The sequence below is a fragment of the Amycolatopsis sp. lyj-346 genome (assembly GCF_046548975.1).
In the GTDB taxonomy this organism is placed as follows: Bacteria; Actinomycetota; Actinomycetes; order Mycobacteriales; family Pseudonocardiaceae; genus Amycolatopsis.
The window spans coordinates 433,586-447,464 of record NZ_JAJPWT010000001.1 but is presented as its reverse complement, the minus strand read 5'-3'; the positions used below and the strand labels follow the sequence as shown (position 1 = coordinate 447,464).

The 13,879-nt window shown below is 72.5% G+C and carries 13 protein-coding genes; 12 read left to right on the top strand and 1 reads right to left on the bottom strand.

Annotated elements, in window-relative coordinates:
• The first annotated feature begins 429 nt into the window (after positions 1 to 429).
• The 9 genes from ssd to ACLJQE_RS02145 all read left to right on the top strand — a co-directional run bounded on the left by ssd (position 430) and on the right by ACLJQE_RS02145 (position 7,277).
• A complete protein-coding gene (gene ssd, locus ACLJQE_RS02185; RefSeq protein WP_410637217.1) occupies positions 430 to 1,497 on the top strand; it encodes a septum site-determining protein Ssd in 1,068 nt (355 codons plus the stop codon).
• A 639-nt stretch (positions 1,498 to 2,136) separates the two neighbouring features.
• Positions 2,137 to 3,288: a TadA family conjugal transfer-associated ATPase gene (locus tag ACLJQE_RS02180; RefSeq protein WP_410637216.1), complete on the top strand. Its 1,152-nt coding sequence runs from the start codon at positions 2,137 to 2,139 to the stop codon at positions 3,286 to 3,288.
• Between the two features lie 64 nt (positions 3,289 to 3,352).
• Positions 3,353 to 4,111, top strand: a complete 759-nt coding sequence (locus ACLJQE_RS02175; RefSeq protein WP_410637215.1) for a type II secretion system F family protein — start codon at positions 3,353 to 3,355, stop codon at positions 4,109 to 4,111.
• Positions 4,108 to 4,824: a type II secretion system F family protein gene (locus ACLJQE_RS02170; RefSeq protein WP_410637214.1), complete on the top strand. Its 717-nt coding sequence runs from the start codon at positions 4,108 to 4,110 to the stop codon at positions 4,822 to 4,824. The genes ACLJQE_RS02175 and ACLJQE_RS02170 overlap by 4 nt, the downstream gene beginning before the upstream one ends.
• A 28-nt stretch (positions 4,825 to 4,852) precedes the next feature.
• On the top strand, positions 4,853 to 5,029 hold the full coding sequence (locus tag ACLJQE_RS02165) for a DUF4244 domain-containing protein (RefSeq protein ID WP_410637213.1): 177 nt from the start codon (positions 4,853 to 4,855) through the stop codon (positions 5,027 to 5,029).
• Complete coding sequence (locus tag ACLJQE_RS02160; RefSeq protein ID WP_410637212.1) at positions 5,026 to 5,367, top strand: TadE family type IV pilus minor pilin; 342 nt, start codon at positions 5,026 to 5,028, stop codon at positions 5,365 to 5,367. Before ACLJQE_RS02165 ends, ACLJQE_RS02160 begins: the two co-directional genes overlap by 4 nt.
• 3 nt (positions 5,368 to 5,370) lie before the next feature.
• Positions 5,371 to 5,808 (top strand): Rv3654c family TadE-like protein, encoded by a 438-nt coding sequence (locus ACLJQE_RS02155; RefSeq protein WP_410637211.1) that lies wholly within the window; start codon positions 5,371 to 5,373, stop codon positions 5,806 to 5,808.
• Positions 5,805 to 6,293: a hypothetical protein gene (locus tag ACLJQE_RS02150; protein WP_410637210.1), complete on the top strand. Its 489-nt coding sequence runs from the start codon at positions 5,805 to 5,807 to the stop codon at positions 6,291 to 6,293. The genes ACLJQE_RS02155 and ACLJQE_RS02150 overlap by 4 nt, the downstream gene beginning before the upstream one ends.
• Before the next feature lie 366 nt (positions 6,294 to 6,659).
• A complete protein-coding gene (locus ACLJQE_RS02145) occupies positions 6,660 to 7,277 on the top strand; it encodes a bifunctional DNA primase/polymerase (protein WP_410637209.1) in 618 nt (205 codons plus the stop codon).
• A gap of 93 nt (positions 7,278 to 7,370) precedes the next feature.
• On the opposite strand, the gene ACLJQE_RS02140 is transcribed toward ACLJQE_RS02145, so the two are convergent.
• Positions 7,371 to 9,818, bottom strand: a complete 2,448-nt coding sequence (locus tag ACLJQE_RS02140; protein WP_410638286.1) for a DEAD/DEAH box helicase — start codon at positions 9,816 to 9,818, stop codon at positions 7,371 to 7,373.
• Between the two features lie 349 nt (positions 9,819 to 10,167).
• Here ACLJQE_RS02140 and ACLJQE_RS02135 point away from each other — a divergent pair, with 349 nt between their 5' ends.
• The 3 genes from ACLJQE_RS02135 to ACLJQE_RS02125 all read left to right on the top strand — a co-directional run bounded on the left by ACLJQE_RS02135 (position 10,168) and on the right by ACLJQE_RS02125 (position 13,875).
• On the top strand, positions 10,168 to 12,432 hold the full coding sequence (locus ACLJQE_RS02135; protein WP_410637208.1) for a sodium-translocating pyrophosphatase: 2,265 nt from the start codon (positions 10,168 to 10,170) through the stop codon (positions 12,430 to 12,432).
• Positions 12,433 to 12,582: 150 nt separating this feature from the next.
• Positions 12,583 to 13,173: a hypothetical protein gene (locus ACLJQE_RS02130; protein ID WP_410637207.1), complete on the top strand. Its 591-nt coding sequence runs from the start codon at positions 12,583 to 12,585 to the stop codon at positions 13,171 to 13,173.
• A 51-nt stretch (positions 13,174 to 13,224) separates the two neighbouring features.
• Positions 13,225 to 13,875, top strand: coding sequence for a hypothetical protein (locus tag ACLJQE_RS02125; protein WP_410637206.1), 651 nt, complete (start codon positions 13,225 to 13,227; stop codon positions 13,873 to 13,875).
• Positions 13,876 to 13,879: the final 4 nt, after the last annotated feature.

The following is a 13,879-nucleotide window of genomic DNA, read 5'->3' as shown; positions in this document are numbered from 1 at the left end:
CCGGTTCAGTCCGACCCCCCGGGGCTGAACCCACGGCGGCCCCCGTCCCTCCCCCCTGGCGGGGGCCGCCCTCTTACCTTCCGTTTGCCTTGGCCGGTTTCCGTTGCCCTGGCTGGATTCCGCGTTCGCGTTGGCCCCTCTCGGCCATTTTGCCTTCCGCTAACCTTCGTCAATTTCCCGTTGCCTTCCGAATCATGGTTCGCGAATCTTCGGGTGCGGATGTTCGTGCTCATTCCTGCCGCAGATGCGTCGTGATCGTGCCACGCCCGACCGGCGGAGCCGGTCCGCGAGCGGGTCCCGGGCGGCAGTTGTCCACAACACCCCGGTTGTCCACAGCCGGCCGCCCGCCCCGTTGTGCCGCCCCGCCCCCGCCCGCGACGGTGGAAACCGGGCCACCCACGGCCCGCACCGAAGACGGGGGAGGAACGCATGACGGGGCAACGACCGCTGGTGATCGCCGCGGACGAAACCGTGCTCGACGAAATCCTGCGGGTGGCCGCGGTCGCGGGCTGCGAACTCGACCGGGCACCGGACCTGACCGCGGCGAGCGGGCACTGGGCCCGTGCGCCGCTGGTGGTCCTCGACGAAGAAGCGGTGCGGGAGCCACCGGTGCTGCCGCTGCGCGGCGGGATCCTGCTGGTCTGCAAGGGCAGCCCGGCCCCGGGGACGTGGGAGCACGCGTTCCGCGTCGGCGTCGAGCGCGTGATCTCGTTGCCCGACGAGGAGACCGCACTCGCCGGCGCGTTCGCCGACGTCGTCGAGACACCGGCGGAGCAGCCCGGTCTGGTCCTCGGCGTGGTCGGCGGCCGGGGCGGCGCGGGTGCGTCCGTGTTCGCGGCGACCCTGGCACTGGCGGCCGACCGCGACCCGGGCGGCGCTTTGCTGGTGGACTGCGATCCGCTCGGCGGCGGCCTGGATGTGTTGCTCGGCTTGGACAAGACGCCCGGGCCACGCTGGCCGGACGTGCGGCTGAGCGGCCGGGTATCGCTGTCGTCCCTGGCCGCGAACCTCCCGCAGCGAACACACCGCGGCGGCAGTCTCCCGGTGCTCGCGTCCGGCCCCGAAGGCGGCGGCCCGGAGGCCGAATCGCTGTCGGCGATCCTGTCCGCCGGCCGCCGCTCGGGCCGCACCGTGGTGTGCGACCTGCCACGCGTCCTCGGCGAGGCATCGGAGGAGGCGGTCCTGAGGGCCGATCTGGTGCTGCTGGTGGTGCCGCTGGAGTTCCGGGCGTGCCTCGCGGCGAAGAAGGTGCTGAACCGGCTGTCGAAGCTGACGACCCGCATCGGCGTGGTGACGTGTGGGCACTCGAGGGACCGGGCCGTCCGCGCGGCCGCACTGATCGGCCCGCCCTTGATGGCCTCGATGCCCCCGGAGCGCGGCCTCTGGAACGCGCTGGAGCGAGCCGAGTTCCCGACCAAACCCAAGGGCCCCTTGGCCGAAGCGGCGGCCGAGATCCTGACAAGAGCCCGCCGCGAAGCCCAGGCGGCCACCCGATGACCCCCACGGCGGACCTCCGCCCCACAAGCGCCCCGACCCGGGTGTCGGAGCTGTTGCTGCCAACGGTGCTGAGCCTGCTGACCCGCGGCCCGGCAAGCGCAGCAACCTTTTCGACGCTGCTCGCAGCCCGCCCGCAGAAGCCCACCCGCCCACCCCAAGCCACGGCACCCCACGGCGCGCCGCCGGCCATCCCGCAGCCCACGCTCCCCGCAGAGCAGGTGAACTCATGACGACCGCCTCAGCACGTTCGACCGCGCCACCGAATCCCGAGCTGCGCTCTGATCCATCGCCGGGCACTCGGGTCACTGCTGCTTGCGGCGGCCCATCGGCGACTCCTGGCTCCCTTGCACCACTGAGCCGGGAACGGCGCTCCCATCCGTCCGGTACTCGTGTCACTGTCGCTTGCGGCGGGCCGCCACCCATCCCTGGCTGTCTGGCGCCACCGAATCCGGAGCTGCGTTCCCCTCGTTCGCCGGGCACTCGGGTCGCTGCTTGCGGCAGCCCATCGGCGATCCCCGGCTCCCTTGCGCCACCGAGCCCGGAACCGCGTTCCCGCCCGCCGGGTACCCGCGTCACCGCATCGCGCAGCCGCCCACCGGCCACTCCCAAACCCACGCACCGAGCAAGGCGGGTGAACCCATGACCACCGACTTCGTCGACCGCGTCCGCAACCGTCTGGCCGGCGACCGCCGCCAGGCCGACCCGGTCGCCGTCGCGACCGCCGTCCGCGCCGAAGCAGGCGGCGTCCTCGGCCACGATGCGGTGCTCGACGCGGCTCGCCAAGCCCGCGACGAGTTCGTCGGCGCCGGCCCGCTGGCCCCGCTCCTCGACGACCCGGCAACCACCGACGTGCTCGTCACCGGCCCGGACGAAGTCTGGACCGACGGCCCGCAAGGCCTCGCCCGCACCGGCATCCGCTTCAAGGACGAAGAATCCGTCCGCCGCTTGGCCCAGCGCCTCGCCCTCGCGGCCGGACGCCGCCTCGACGACGCGCAGCCCTACGTCGACGGCTGGCTGCCCGGCGCCGGCCCGCACGGCCGCATCCGCGTGCACGCCGTCCTCCCGCCGATCGCGGCCGGCGGCACCTGCCTGTCCCTCCGCGTCCTGCGCCCGGCAACGCACGACCTCACCACTCTCGGCGAACTCGGCGCGTTCGACGAGGCCGGCGAGAACCTCCTCCGCACCGTCGTCTCGCGGCGGATGGCGTTCCTCGTCACCGGCGGCACGGGCGCGGGCAAGACCACGCTCCTGGCCGCGCTGCTCGGCGCGGTCGACCCGGGCGAACGGATTGTCTGCGTCGAGGACGCCGGCGAACTGCAGCCCGCGCACCCGCAGTTCGTCAGTCTCGTCGCCCGTCCATCCAATGTGGAGGGTGCGGGCGCGGTCGGTCTGCCCGAGCTCGTGCGCCAGGCGCTGCGCATGCGGCCCGACCGGCTGGTGGTCGGGGAGGTCCGCGGCGCCGAGGTCGGCGCCCTGCTCACCGCGCTGAACACCGGCCACGACGGCGGCGCCTGCACCGTCCACGCCAACGCCCCGGCCGAGGTGCCCGCCCGCATCGAAGCACTGGCCGCGCTCGGCGGCCTCGGCCGCGATGCCGTGCACAGCCAGCTCGTCGCCGCGATCCGCGTGGTGCTGCACATGCGGCGTGAACCAGGCGGCCGCCGGCGCCTCGCCGAGGTCGGCGTGCTCCGCGCCGAACACGGCCGGGCCCGGGTCGTGCCGGTGTGGCGCGCGGGCCGGTGGACGGTCGACCGGCACCTGTTCGCGACCTCGGGGGCGATCGCGTGCTGAGCCTTCTGCTGGTGCGAATTTCCTTGCTGCTGAACGCTTTCCCGAGCCACCGAAGGAGGCGAAGATGATCATGTCCTGGTTCGCCCTGTGCCTGGGAACGGCCCTGGCGTGCTGGCCGGCGGCGCCGAACCGGCTCCAGGTCCTGATCGAGCCACCGGCCACCATCCGGATTCCCCAGGTGTGGCGCATCGTCCGCTGGCTGCTCCCGGCCACCCTCGCCGGACTGCTGGCGGGCGTGGGTGGCGCGATCGCCGCCGGCGTGCTGACGCTGGCGTGGCGCCAGGAGTGGCGAGCTCACCGCCGAGCCACCGCGGATCTGGCGATGGCGGCGCACACCGCGACGGCGTTGCGGACGATGGTGGCCGAACTCCGATCCGGTGCCCACCCGGTCACGGCGGCGGAAGCTGCCGCGGACGTGGTCCCGGCCGTGGCGGGCGACCTCCACGCCCTGGCGACGGCGGCCCGGCTCGACACCGCCTTGGCCGCCCCGGCGCTGCCGCAACTGGCCACGGCCTGGACCCTGGGCAGGCGGCACGGCCTCCCGATGGCCGACGTCCTCGACGCGGCCCGCCGCGACGCCGAAGCCGGGCTGGCGTTCGCCCGCCGGATGCGCGCCAAGCTGGCCGGCCCGCGGGCGAGCGCGGCGGTGCTCACCGGACTGCCGGTGCTGTGCGTGCTGCTCGGGCACGCCATGGGCGCGGCTCCGCTGCCCGTGCTGACCGGCAGCACGCCAGGCCAGGTGCTGCTGGTCACCGGGTGCGTCCTGCTCTGGGCGGGCACGGCCTGGTGCCGGGCCCTGACCGGACGGGTGCGAATCCGGTGACCGCGGTCGCGCTCCTGCTCTTCGCCGGGGCATTGCTGAGCTGGCCGGACGAAGTCATCGCGCGGCGTTTCACCCGGCTGACCGGCGGCCCGAAGCCCGCCCGCAAACGCCACCGCGCGCTACCACCCATCGCGGCGGCGGTGGGCGGCGTCTCGACAGCGGTGCTGCTCGGCGGGGTCGCCGGGGTGGTCGCAGGCACGGTCGTGACCGCGACCGGGTGGTGGGCGATCCGCCGCACCCGTCGTCCCCGGCCACCGGCCGTGGACATCGCGGCGAAGCTGAGGCTGGCGGGAACGCTCGACCTCCTCGCGGCCTGCCTGCGCGCCGGCCTGCCGGTGCCCTCGGCGTTGGAAGCCGTGGCCGGCACGGCGCCTCCAGCAGCGAGTACGGCGCTGAGCTCGACCGCCGGACTGCTCGCCCTCGGCTCCTGGCCGGACGAGGCCTGGGCGCCGGTGCGGGCCGTCCCCGGTCTCGGCGAGCTGGCGGCCGCGGCGATCCGGACGTCCCGTTCGGGCGCGGCCTTCGCCACGGCGGCCGGCGACCTCGCCGGACGGTTCCGTGACGAGCTGGCCACCGAAGCCGAGGAACGCGCCGAGCGGGCCGGGGTGGCACTCGCCCTGCCGGTCGGTCTGTGTTTCCTGCCGGCCTTCTTCTGCCTGGGCGTGCTGCCGGTCGTCCTCGGCCTCGCGGGACGGCTCGGCCCCCTCTTCTGACCACGAACCCCCATCGAAGGGAAATCCCATGCGCGCGTTCCGCCGCAGGCCTCGCTCGGACGACGGATCCACGACGGTCGAGTACGCCATCGTCACGGTCGCCGTCGCGGCCTTCGCCGCCGTCCTCTACACCTTGCTCACCGGGGACTCGGTCGTCTCGTGGCTGACGAACCTGGTCATGAAGGCCCTGTCGGTGCCGTCATGAGACACAAGGACGAAGGCTCGGTGACCGTCGAGGCAGCGCTCGGCCTGGCCGGCCTGACGATGGTGACGGTCCTGCTGGTCGCGGGCTTCGCGGTGCTGACGAGCCAGCTGCGCTGCACGGACGCGGCCCGCGAGGCAGCACGGCTGCTGGCCAGGGGCCAGCCCCACGAGGCAGCGGCGGCGGTCCACGAGATAGGCCCACCGGGCGCGAACCTGGCGTTCGAGCAGATCGGCGACGAGATCACGGCCAAGGTGACGGCCCACCCGGCGGCCGGCCTCCTCCCGGCCATCCACCTCGGCGCCACGGCCTACGCGGTGGCCGAGCCGGCATGGAGGTGACTGGTGCCCAAGGCTGACGAGCCGGTCCCGGACAGCGGAGCGGCCACGATCTGGACGGCCATGGCGGTGGCGGCACTGACAGGCGTGGCAACGCTCGCGTTGTGGCTGGTAACGACGGTGATAGCGCGCCACCAGGCGGAGTCGGCGGCCGACTTGGGCGCGCTGGCCGCAGCGTCCCACGCGAGCGAAGGCCCCGTCCGGGCATGCGAACGCGCGAGGTGGGTGGCCGACCGGATGGGAGTGACGCTCCAGACGTGCCGATGGCAACAGCTCGACGCGCTGATCGAAGTCGAGGCGCGTGGCCCCGCCCTCGCCGGCTTACCGAGGCCATCAGCCCACGCCCGCGCCGGCCCGGCGGACGAACGACCCCGCCCAGCCACGGCGGCACCCACGGGCGGACTCGGCGGCACCCCCATCCGCCCCCTCCGGCCCGGCGGGTGAACGGCCTCGCTCAGCCGCGCACGGGCAACCTGGGCGGCACGCTTCGGCCCGGCGAGTGGAAGGGCTCGCTCAGCCGCGGCGGCGCGAACGCGGCGGAGCTGGGGCGGCGTGCCCGGACCGCCCGGCCGCCACCCAGCCGCGACTCGGCCGCCTGCCAGGCGGGCGGCCGGGGGCGGACGACCGCCCTGTCCGCAGCACACGACACGTCGCACGCCTGCGACACCGATATCGCCGCTGCACCGGCTGCCACTGCACTGGCCGCCACCGACCACCACCGGCTGCCACCACGACTGGCCGCCACTGGCCGCCACTGGCCGCCACGGGCCGCCACTGGCCGCCACGGGCCGCCACTGGCCGCCACGGGCCGTCGCCGGCCGCCACGGGCCGCCGTCGGCCGCCGCCGGTCGGCGAGTGTGTCCAATGGCACCTCGCCCCTTGCCGCCCGGCGGACGCCGACCGGTCGGTATGCGGCGGTGACCGGCTGATCCGCGCGGCCGGACGATGAGCGGCTCATTGTCACGGGCAGCGGTCGTTGGTGCACGGCGAGCGGTCAAATCGGCTGTTCACCTGGGCCGAACCGGTGCGCCGGCGCCGCCGATCGCGCGCCCGGAAGCCCGCGGAACCTGGGGTTTCCCGCGACGAACGGTCCGCGTGCGGTCGCCGTTCGCCGTCCATCCGTGCCCGGGGGTTCAGTCGGGCCGTACGAATCACTGGGCGTTCATCGCCTCGTAACCACCGGTTGTCGCGTGGGGGTTCCGGGCAATGTGCAACTTGCCGTTAAGTGAGATGTGCGACACCACGACAGGGTCTAGCGGGTCGCGGAGAACCGAAACTTGAAGGCAGGAAACACAATGTTGGACGCGAATTGGCCGGACAGCTGGCGCGGCGCCTTCCGCATCGAACTGCGGGCGGAGGCGATCGGTCTCGCCTGGCGTGGCTGGCCGGTGCTCCCGGGCGTCGACCCCGCTCCGCTCACCGAGGGCGGCGACCTCACCTGGCGCTCTCCGGTTCCGGCCATTGACGGCTGGCGCGAGCAGATCGGCACCCACGCCCACGACGTCGCCACCTGGTTCTCCGACCGCACCCACAGCCTGCTCGTCGCCACCGGCACCGTGCTCGACGCCATCGAGGTCGACGACGAACTCGGCAAGCGCGCCTGCCGCCTCCTCCGCGCCCTCGGCCACCCCGCGCCCATCATCGCCCTGCCGAACGGCCGCTGGCTCTTCCTCACCACCGTCGCCGACCACGTTCCGGCCGAGCTGGCGAATCGCGCTTCGATCCACTGGCACGGCAAGGACAGCTACATCCCGCTGCCGCCGTCGCCGTTCCAGCACGGTGTCGTGCACTGGCGCGTCAAGCCCGAGGTCTGCGGCTGGCAGCTGCCGGACGCCGCCGAGGTGCACGACGTCCTCGTGCGGGCCCTGGCCGGCGAGCGCTCGCCGCAGCTGGTCCAGTCCAGCGCCGCCTGAACCACCCGAACCACTCGAACCACCGCCGTCGGCCGGTCCCAGCCCGGCCGAGGCGGAGCAGGACACAACTCCATGAACCACCAAGTGGCCGTTCTAGGTGCCGTGTTGACGCAACGCCCCGAGCACGGTTCCCAGCACAGCCACTGCCCCCGCCTTGTCCAGCGGCTCGTTGCCGTTCCCGCACTTCGGCGACTGGACGCAGGACGGGCATCCCGTCGGGCACTCGCAGGAGACGATCGCCTCCCGCGTTGCGGCCAACCACGGGACAATCGCGGCATAACCGCGTTCGGCGAATCCCGCACCCCCGGGATGGCCGTCATGCACGAACACCGTCGCCTCCCCGGTGTCTTCGTGCCGCGCGGTACTCACCCCGCCGATGTCCCACCGGTCGCACGTAGCGAACAGCGGTAGCAGGCCGATCGCCGCGTGCTCGGCGGCATGCAGGGCACCGGGGACCCGTGCCGGAACCAATCCGGCACCCCCCGGTGTCCTGCCACCCTCGCGAACGGGCCCCCGACCGTTCGCCTGGGTCTCCTCCCCGGTCCCCACCGGCCCCGCAGATTCGGTCCCCACCCGATGGCCCCCGGTCCCCGCCTCACCATCGGAACCAACGGACGAAGTGCCGGCACCCGAAGCGCCGGCCCCGCCGAGCAGCTCGGCGGACACCGTGTACCAGACCGCGCGCGTACGCAGACTCTGCTCCGGCAGGTCGAGCGGCGTGTGGTCCAAGACCTCCCCGGACGGCCGCCGTCGCAGGTAGCCGACCACCTGCGACGTCACGGCGACCTCGCCGAGGCAGATGCTCACCCCGCCGCAGTCCTGCTTTTCCTGGGTGCTCAGCACCGAGATGTCCACGATCTCGCGCGGTGTCGTCGTCCAGTCCGGGTTCTCCGCGTGCACCAGCGCCAGCCCGGTTTCCAGGTCGAGCTCGTCGACGACGTACGACGACCCCTGGTGCAGGTACACCGCGCCCGGATGGACGGCGAAGCAGGCCGAGCCCGGGTCGACCGTTCCGAGCATCCGGCCGGAGTCCGCCTCGACCACCGCGATCTGCTCCCCGCCGGTGCCGCGGATGCCGACCTCGGCGTGCGGCCGGTCCCGCGAAGTCCAGTACCAGCCACTCGACCGGCGCCGCACCAGCTTCTGTTCCGCCAGCTCGGCCAGCACCTCCTGGGCCGCCGTCGCGCCGCCGAACATCTCCAGCTCGGGCAATGTCAGCGGCAACTCGGCCACGGCGCACGCGAGCTGCGGCGCCAGCACGTACGGGTTCGCGGGGTCGAGCACCGCTGTCTCCACCGGCCGCGAAAGCAGTGCCGCCGGGTGGTGCACGAGGTAGGTGTCGAGCGGGTCGTCCCGCGCGACGAACACCACCAGCGCCGAGTCGCCGGAGCGGCCCGCCCGCCCGGCCTGCTGCCAGAACGACGCGAGCGTGCCCGGGTAGCCGGCCAGCACCACCGCGTCCAGGCCCGCGATGTCGACGCCGAGCTCCAGTGCGTTCGTCGTCGCGACCCCCAGCAGCCGGCCCGACAGCAGTGCGGCCTCCAGTGCGCGACGCTCCTCCGGCAGGTAGCCGGACCGGTACGCCGCAACGGTTTCCGCCAACACCGGGTCTACATCGGACAGGATGCGACGCGCACCCAGCGCCGCCAGCTCCGCGCCCCGCCGCGACCGGATGAAGGCCAGCGACCGCGCTCCTTCCAGGACCAGGTCGGCGAGGATCCGCGACGTCTCCGCCCCGGCCGAACGCCGGACCGGCGCGCCGTTCTCCCCGGTCAGCTCCTCCAGCAGCGGCGGCTCCCACAACGCGACCGTGCGCGCGCCGCGAGGTGACGCGTCGTCCGTCACCGCGACACAGGGCACCCCCGTCAACCGCGAAGCGAACGAAGCCGGCGACGCAGTCGTCGCCGAAGCGAGCACGAAGACCGGCGAAGCGCCATAGTGCTCGGCCACCCGCCGAAGCCGGCGAAGCAGCAGGGCGACGTGCGAGCCGAAGACGCCGCGATAGCTGTGGCACTCGTCGACGACCACGCAGCTGAGCCGCCGGAAGAACGTCGCCCACCGCCCGTGCGCCGAGAGGATCCCGCGGTGCAGCATGTCCGGATTGGTGAACACCCAGTTCGCGTGCGCGCGCACCCAGTCGCGCTCGGCCATCGGCGTGTCCCCGTCGAACGACGCCGCCCGCACCCCCGGCACGTCCAAAGAGGACACCGCGCGCAGCTGGTCCGCACCCAGGGCCTTCGTCGGCGACAGGTACAGCGCGTTCGCCTTCTCGCCCGCGGCCAGCCGGGACAGCACCGGCAGCTGGTAGGCGAGCGACTTGCCCGACGCCGTCCCGGTCGAGATCACGACGTGACGGCCCTCGTACGCGTGCGAAGCCGCTTCGGCCTGGTGCGCCCAGGGACGGGACACCCCGCAGTCACGCAGTGCAGCGACAACCGCCGGATCCACCCACGACGGCCACTCTGCGTAGCGCGCGGCGCGGCCCGGCAGGTCCGCGACGTGCGTGACCGGGTGCTCGCGCGACGGGATGCCTGCGGTCACCCGCCTCAGCAGCCGCTGCCCACGTGATTCGTCCACCCGCCGAGCTTGGCACAGGGGTCCGACAGTTCCGGCATCCCCAGCTGCGCCAACGGATCGGCGAAAGGGTGATCGATCAAGTGAGGAGGCTCACAAGGTAACGGAATGTACCGTCACCGGGACGGCGTGAAGACGCTGGTTGCGATACCAATACACTCCCGCAATCCACACCCTCTGTGGTGAGCGTCATGTGAGACGTGCATTGCTGCCCGGCTAGCGTGTCGCTCGGTACAGGGTCCATGCCAGCGCCGGCCGTGTCGAACCCTCGGCTTGCCGTCGACGCTGGCGCACGGCGACGTCTCATGGAGGACGAATGTCACGGCAGTTCCTCGCGGAGGGCGGCGGGAATATCGCGCTCTCCGGAGGTGGCTACACGATTGTCGGTGTAGTCGCCGTGGTCGCGCTTGCCGCACTCGTCATCGGCTACGTCTTGCTCAAGGAGGTGCTGGCCGCAGGCCAGGGCACCGCCAAGATGCAGGACATCGCCAAGGCGGTGCAGGAAGGTGCGGCTGCTTACCTCAAGCGGCAGCGGAACACTCTCGCCATCTTCGGCGTGGTCGTGTTCCTCCTGCTCTTCATCCTTCCCGCGGACGACTGGAACGAGAAGATCGGCCGGTCGATCTTCTTCCTGGTCGGTGCGGGCTTCTCGTTCGCGATCGGCTACCTGGGCATGTGGCTGGCGACGCAGGCGAACCTGCGCGTCGCGGCCGCGTCGCGTGAGGAAGGCGGCCGCGAGACGGCGATGCGCATCGCGTTCCGCACCGGTGGCGTCGTCGGCATGATCACCGTCGGCCTCGGCCTGTTCGGTGCCGCGGTCGTCGTGCTGGTCTACACCGGCCAGGCGCCCAAGGTGCTGGAGGGCTTCGGCTTCGGCGCCGCGCTGATCGCGATGTTCATGCGTGTCGGCGGCGGCATCTTCACCAAGGCCGCCGACGTCGGCGCGGACCTGGTCGGCAAGGTCGAGCAGGGCATCCCGGAGGACGACCCCCGCAACGCCGCGACCATCGCGGACAACGTGGGCGACAACGTCGGTGACTGCGCCGGCATGGCCGCGGACCTCTTCGAGTCCTACGCCGTCATGCTGGTCGCCGCGCTGATCCTGGGCAGCACCGCCTTCGGCGTGCACGGCCTGATCTTCCCGCTGATCGTGCCGGCCATCGGCGTGATCACCGCCGTCATCGGTGTCTACATCACCAAGGCGCGTCCCGGCGAAGGCGGCCTGGTCACGATCAACCGCTCCTTCTACATCTCCGCGGTCATCTCCGCGGTGCTGTCGGCGATCGCGGCGTTCGTGTACCTGCCGAGCAGCTTCTCCGAATTCGGTGCGGGCTTCGAGGGCACGGGCAACCCGGCGGTCATCGCGACCGTCGCGGTGATCATCGGCATCGTCCTCGCGGCGGTCATCCTGAAGCTGACCGGTTACTACACCGGCACCGAGTACAAGCCGGTCAAGGACGTCGGCCAGACGTCGGAAACCGGTGCGGCGACGGTCATCCTGTCCGGCATCTCGATCGGTTTCGAGTCCGCTGTGTACACCGCCCTCGTCATCGCCGCGGCCGTGTTCGGCGCGTTCCTGCTGGGCGGCGGCGTTGCGCTGTTCGCCGTGGCGCTGGCCGGTACCGGTCTGCTGACCACCGTCGGCGTCATCGTCGCGATGGACACCTTCGGCCCGGTCTCGGACAACGCGCAGGGCATCGCCGAGATGTCGGGCGACGTCGACGAAAAGGCCGCGCAGATCCTCACCGAGCTCGACGCGGTCGGCAACACCACGAAGGCGATCACCAAGGGCATCGCGATCGCCACGGCGGTCCTCGCCGCGACGGCGCTGTTCGGGTCCTATTCGGACGCGATCACGAAGGCGGTCGGGGTCGGCGGCGAATTCGTCGCCAACATCGTGGGCCCGGCGACCCTGGTCGGCGTGATCATCGGCGCGGCTGTCGTCTTCATGTTCTCCGGCCTCGCGGTCAACGCGGTGTCCCGGGCCGCCGGCGCGGTCGTCTACGAAGTGCGCCGCCAGTTCCGCGACATCCCGGGGATCATGGAGGGCACCACCCGTCCCGAGTACGGCAAGGTCGTCGACATCGTCACGCGCGACTCGCTGCGTGAGCTGACGACGCCGGGTCTGCTGGCGGTCTTCGCCCCGATCGCCGTCGGTTTCGGCCTGGGCACGAGCGCCCTCGCCGGTTACCTCGCCGGCGCGATCGCCTGCGGCACCCTGATGGCGATCTTCCTCGCCAACTCCGGTGGCGCGTGGGACAACGCGAAGAAGCTGGTCGAGGACGGCAACCACGGCGGCAAGGGTTCGTCCGCGCACGAGGCCACCATCATCGGTGACACCGTGGGTGACCCGTTCAAGGACACCGCCGGCCCGGCGATCAACCCGCTGATCAAGGTGATGAACCTGGTTTCGGTGCTGATCGCGCCCGCCATCGTGCAGCTCACGGTCGGCGACAGCGCCAACACCGCGGTCCGCATCATCATCTCGCTCGTCGCGGTCGCCGTGATCGTGGCGGCGATCGTGGTGTCGAAGCGCCGGGGAACGGTCCTGACGGACACCCCGACCGAGATCACGGCCTGACGAAGAAACCCGTTCCCGGGCCCGGCACGCGACGTCGCGTGCCGGGCCCGGGCGTGTCGGGTCATCCCACACTGGCATGGCGACTTGCGAAGCAGCATCGAGCCGGTACCGTCGGCCCTTCCGGGACGCCGTCGAGCAGGAGGTACGCGGGTGCGGCAGCGGTCCACCGTTTTCGCCGCTCTGACCACGACGATCGCCATCGGCCTCGCCGGGTGCGGGCAGCCTGCCACGGTGCAGTCGCCGCCGCGGGACCAGGACCTTCCGGTGACGACCGTCGTTCCCCAGGCCGATCCCGCGGCGAGCTGGGCGAGCGGCTACTGCACCGCGGTGACGCACCTGGTCCGCGCGCTCGCGGCGCTGCCCGTCGTCGATCCCAGTACCCCGCAGAAGGCGTCCCGGACGTCCAGTGACCTCCTTTCTTCGGTGGTCGACGGGCTCGACCGGAGCCTGGCCGGGCTGAACGCGCTCGGTGCGCCGCCGCTGCCGTCGGCGGACAGCGGGCGCGAAGCCGTCATCGGGCAGTTCGCCGAAATCCGTGCCGAGGCCGAAAACGCGCGCCGGCGCATCGAGGCGGCCCACGGCAACGCGTCGGCGACGAAGGCGGCTCTCGGCCAGGCCAGGGCGACGCTCGACCGCATCGACGCGCTCGACTACCTCAAGGGCCTCAAGGACGTCCCGGCACTGGCCTCGGCGGAACAGCGCGCGCCCGCCTGCCGCCAGCTGGATCAGCCTGCCGGCTGAAGATCCCCGCGAGACCTGCCGCGATTCGAACTTGTGTTCTAGTATGGCGCGGTGGATCGGACGATCTCGCTCTTCTCCGCCGAGGCCAGCGGGCCGGGCCTGGGCGACCTGGCCGGCCTGTTGTGCTGCCACGGCCAGATCACCGGCTTCGGGCGTACCGCCGCCCGGCTGTCGGTGGTCGTCGAAGAGCCGTGGCGGGCCCACGTCCTGGCCGGCGAGTTCCGCTGCCGCGGCACGGACGCCCAGGTGTCGAAGGCCGACTGCGGCCGTCCGCAGGTGCGCACGTCGTTCCGGGTCGACCTGCTGCCGCTGGCCGTGCGGTGGCTGCGTGAGGGCTGCGCCGGCCCGGTCGAGGACGACTCGGGCAAGGCAGTGCCGGACGGGTTCCGGCTGAGCGGCGCGATGCTGCGGATGTGGGCGCTGGCCGGCGGCCGCCCCGGCACGCAGGGTTACCTGCTGGGTGTCGATCCGCTCGCCCCCGGCATGCACGAGCGGCTCGTCGAAGCGCTGACGCCGTTGGGGGTCGCCGCGAAGCTGACCGGTCCGAAGGCCGAGGTGCCTGCCGTCAAAGTCACCGGAAAACGCCGGTTGGAGGCGCTGCTGGAGCTGATCGGGGAGCCGCCGCCCGGCGCCGAAGCGGCCTGGCCGGGTGCGGCCCCGCAACCGGTCCCGCACCCGGAGGCCGTGACGAGCACGGCCTGACCGG

Bases quoted from the DNA above. Each gene is read 5' to 3' on its own strand.
- ssd (WP_410637217.1), top strand. From the start codon at position 430: ATGACGGGGCAACGACCGCTGGTGATCGCCGCGGACGAAACCGTGCTC.
- ACLJQE_RS02180 (WP_410637216.1), top strand. From the start codon at position 2,137: ATGACCACCGACTTCGTCGACCGCGTCCGCAACCGTCTGGCCGGCGAC.
- ACLJQE_RS02175 (WP_410637215.1), top strand. From the start codon at position 3,353: ATGATCATGTCCTGGTTCGCCCTGTGCCTGGGAACGGCCCTGGCGTGC.
- ACLJQE_RS02165 (WP_410637213.1), top strand. From the start codon at position 4,853: ATGCGCGCGTTCCGCCGCAGGCCTCGCTCGGACGACGGATCCACGACG.
- ACLJQE_RS02160 (WP_410637212.1), top strand. From the start codon at position 5,026: ATGAGACACAAGGACGAAGGCTCGGTGACCGTCGAGGCAGCGCTCGGC.
- ACLJQE_RS02145 (WP_410637209.1), top strand. From the start codon at position 6,660: ATGTTGGACGCGAATTGGCCGGACAGCTGGCGCGGCGCCTTCCGCATC.
- ACLJQE_RS02135 (WP_410637208.1), top strand. From the start codon at position 10,168: ATGTCACGGCAGTTCCTCGCGGAGGGCGGCGGGAATATCGCGCTCTCC.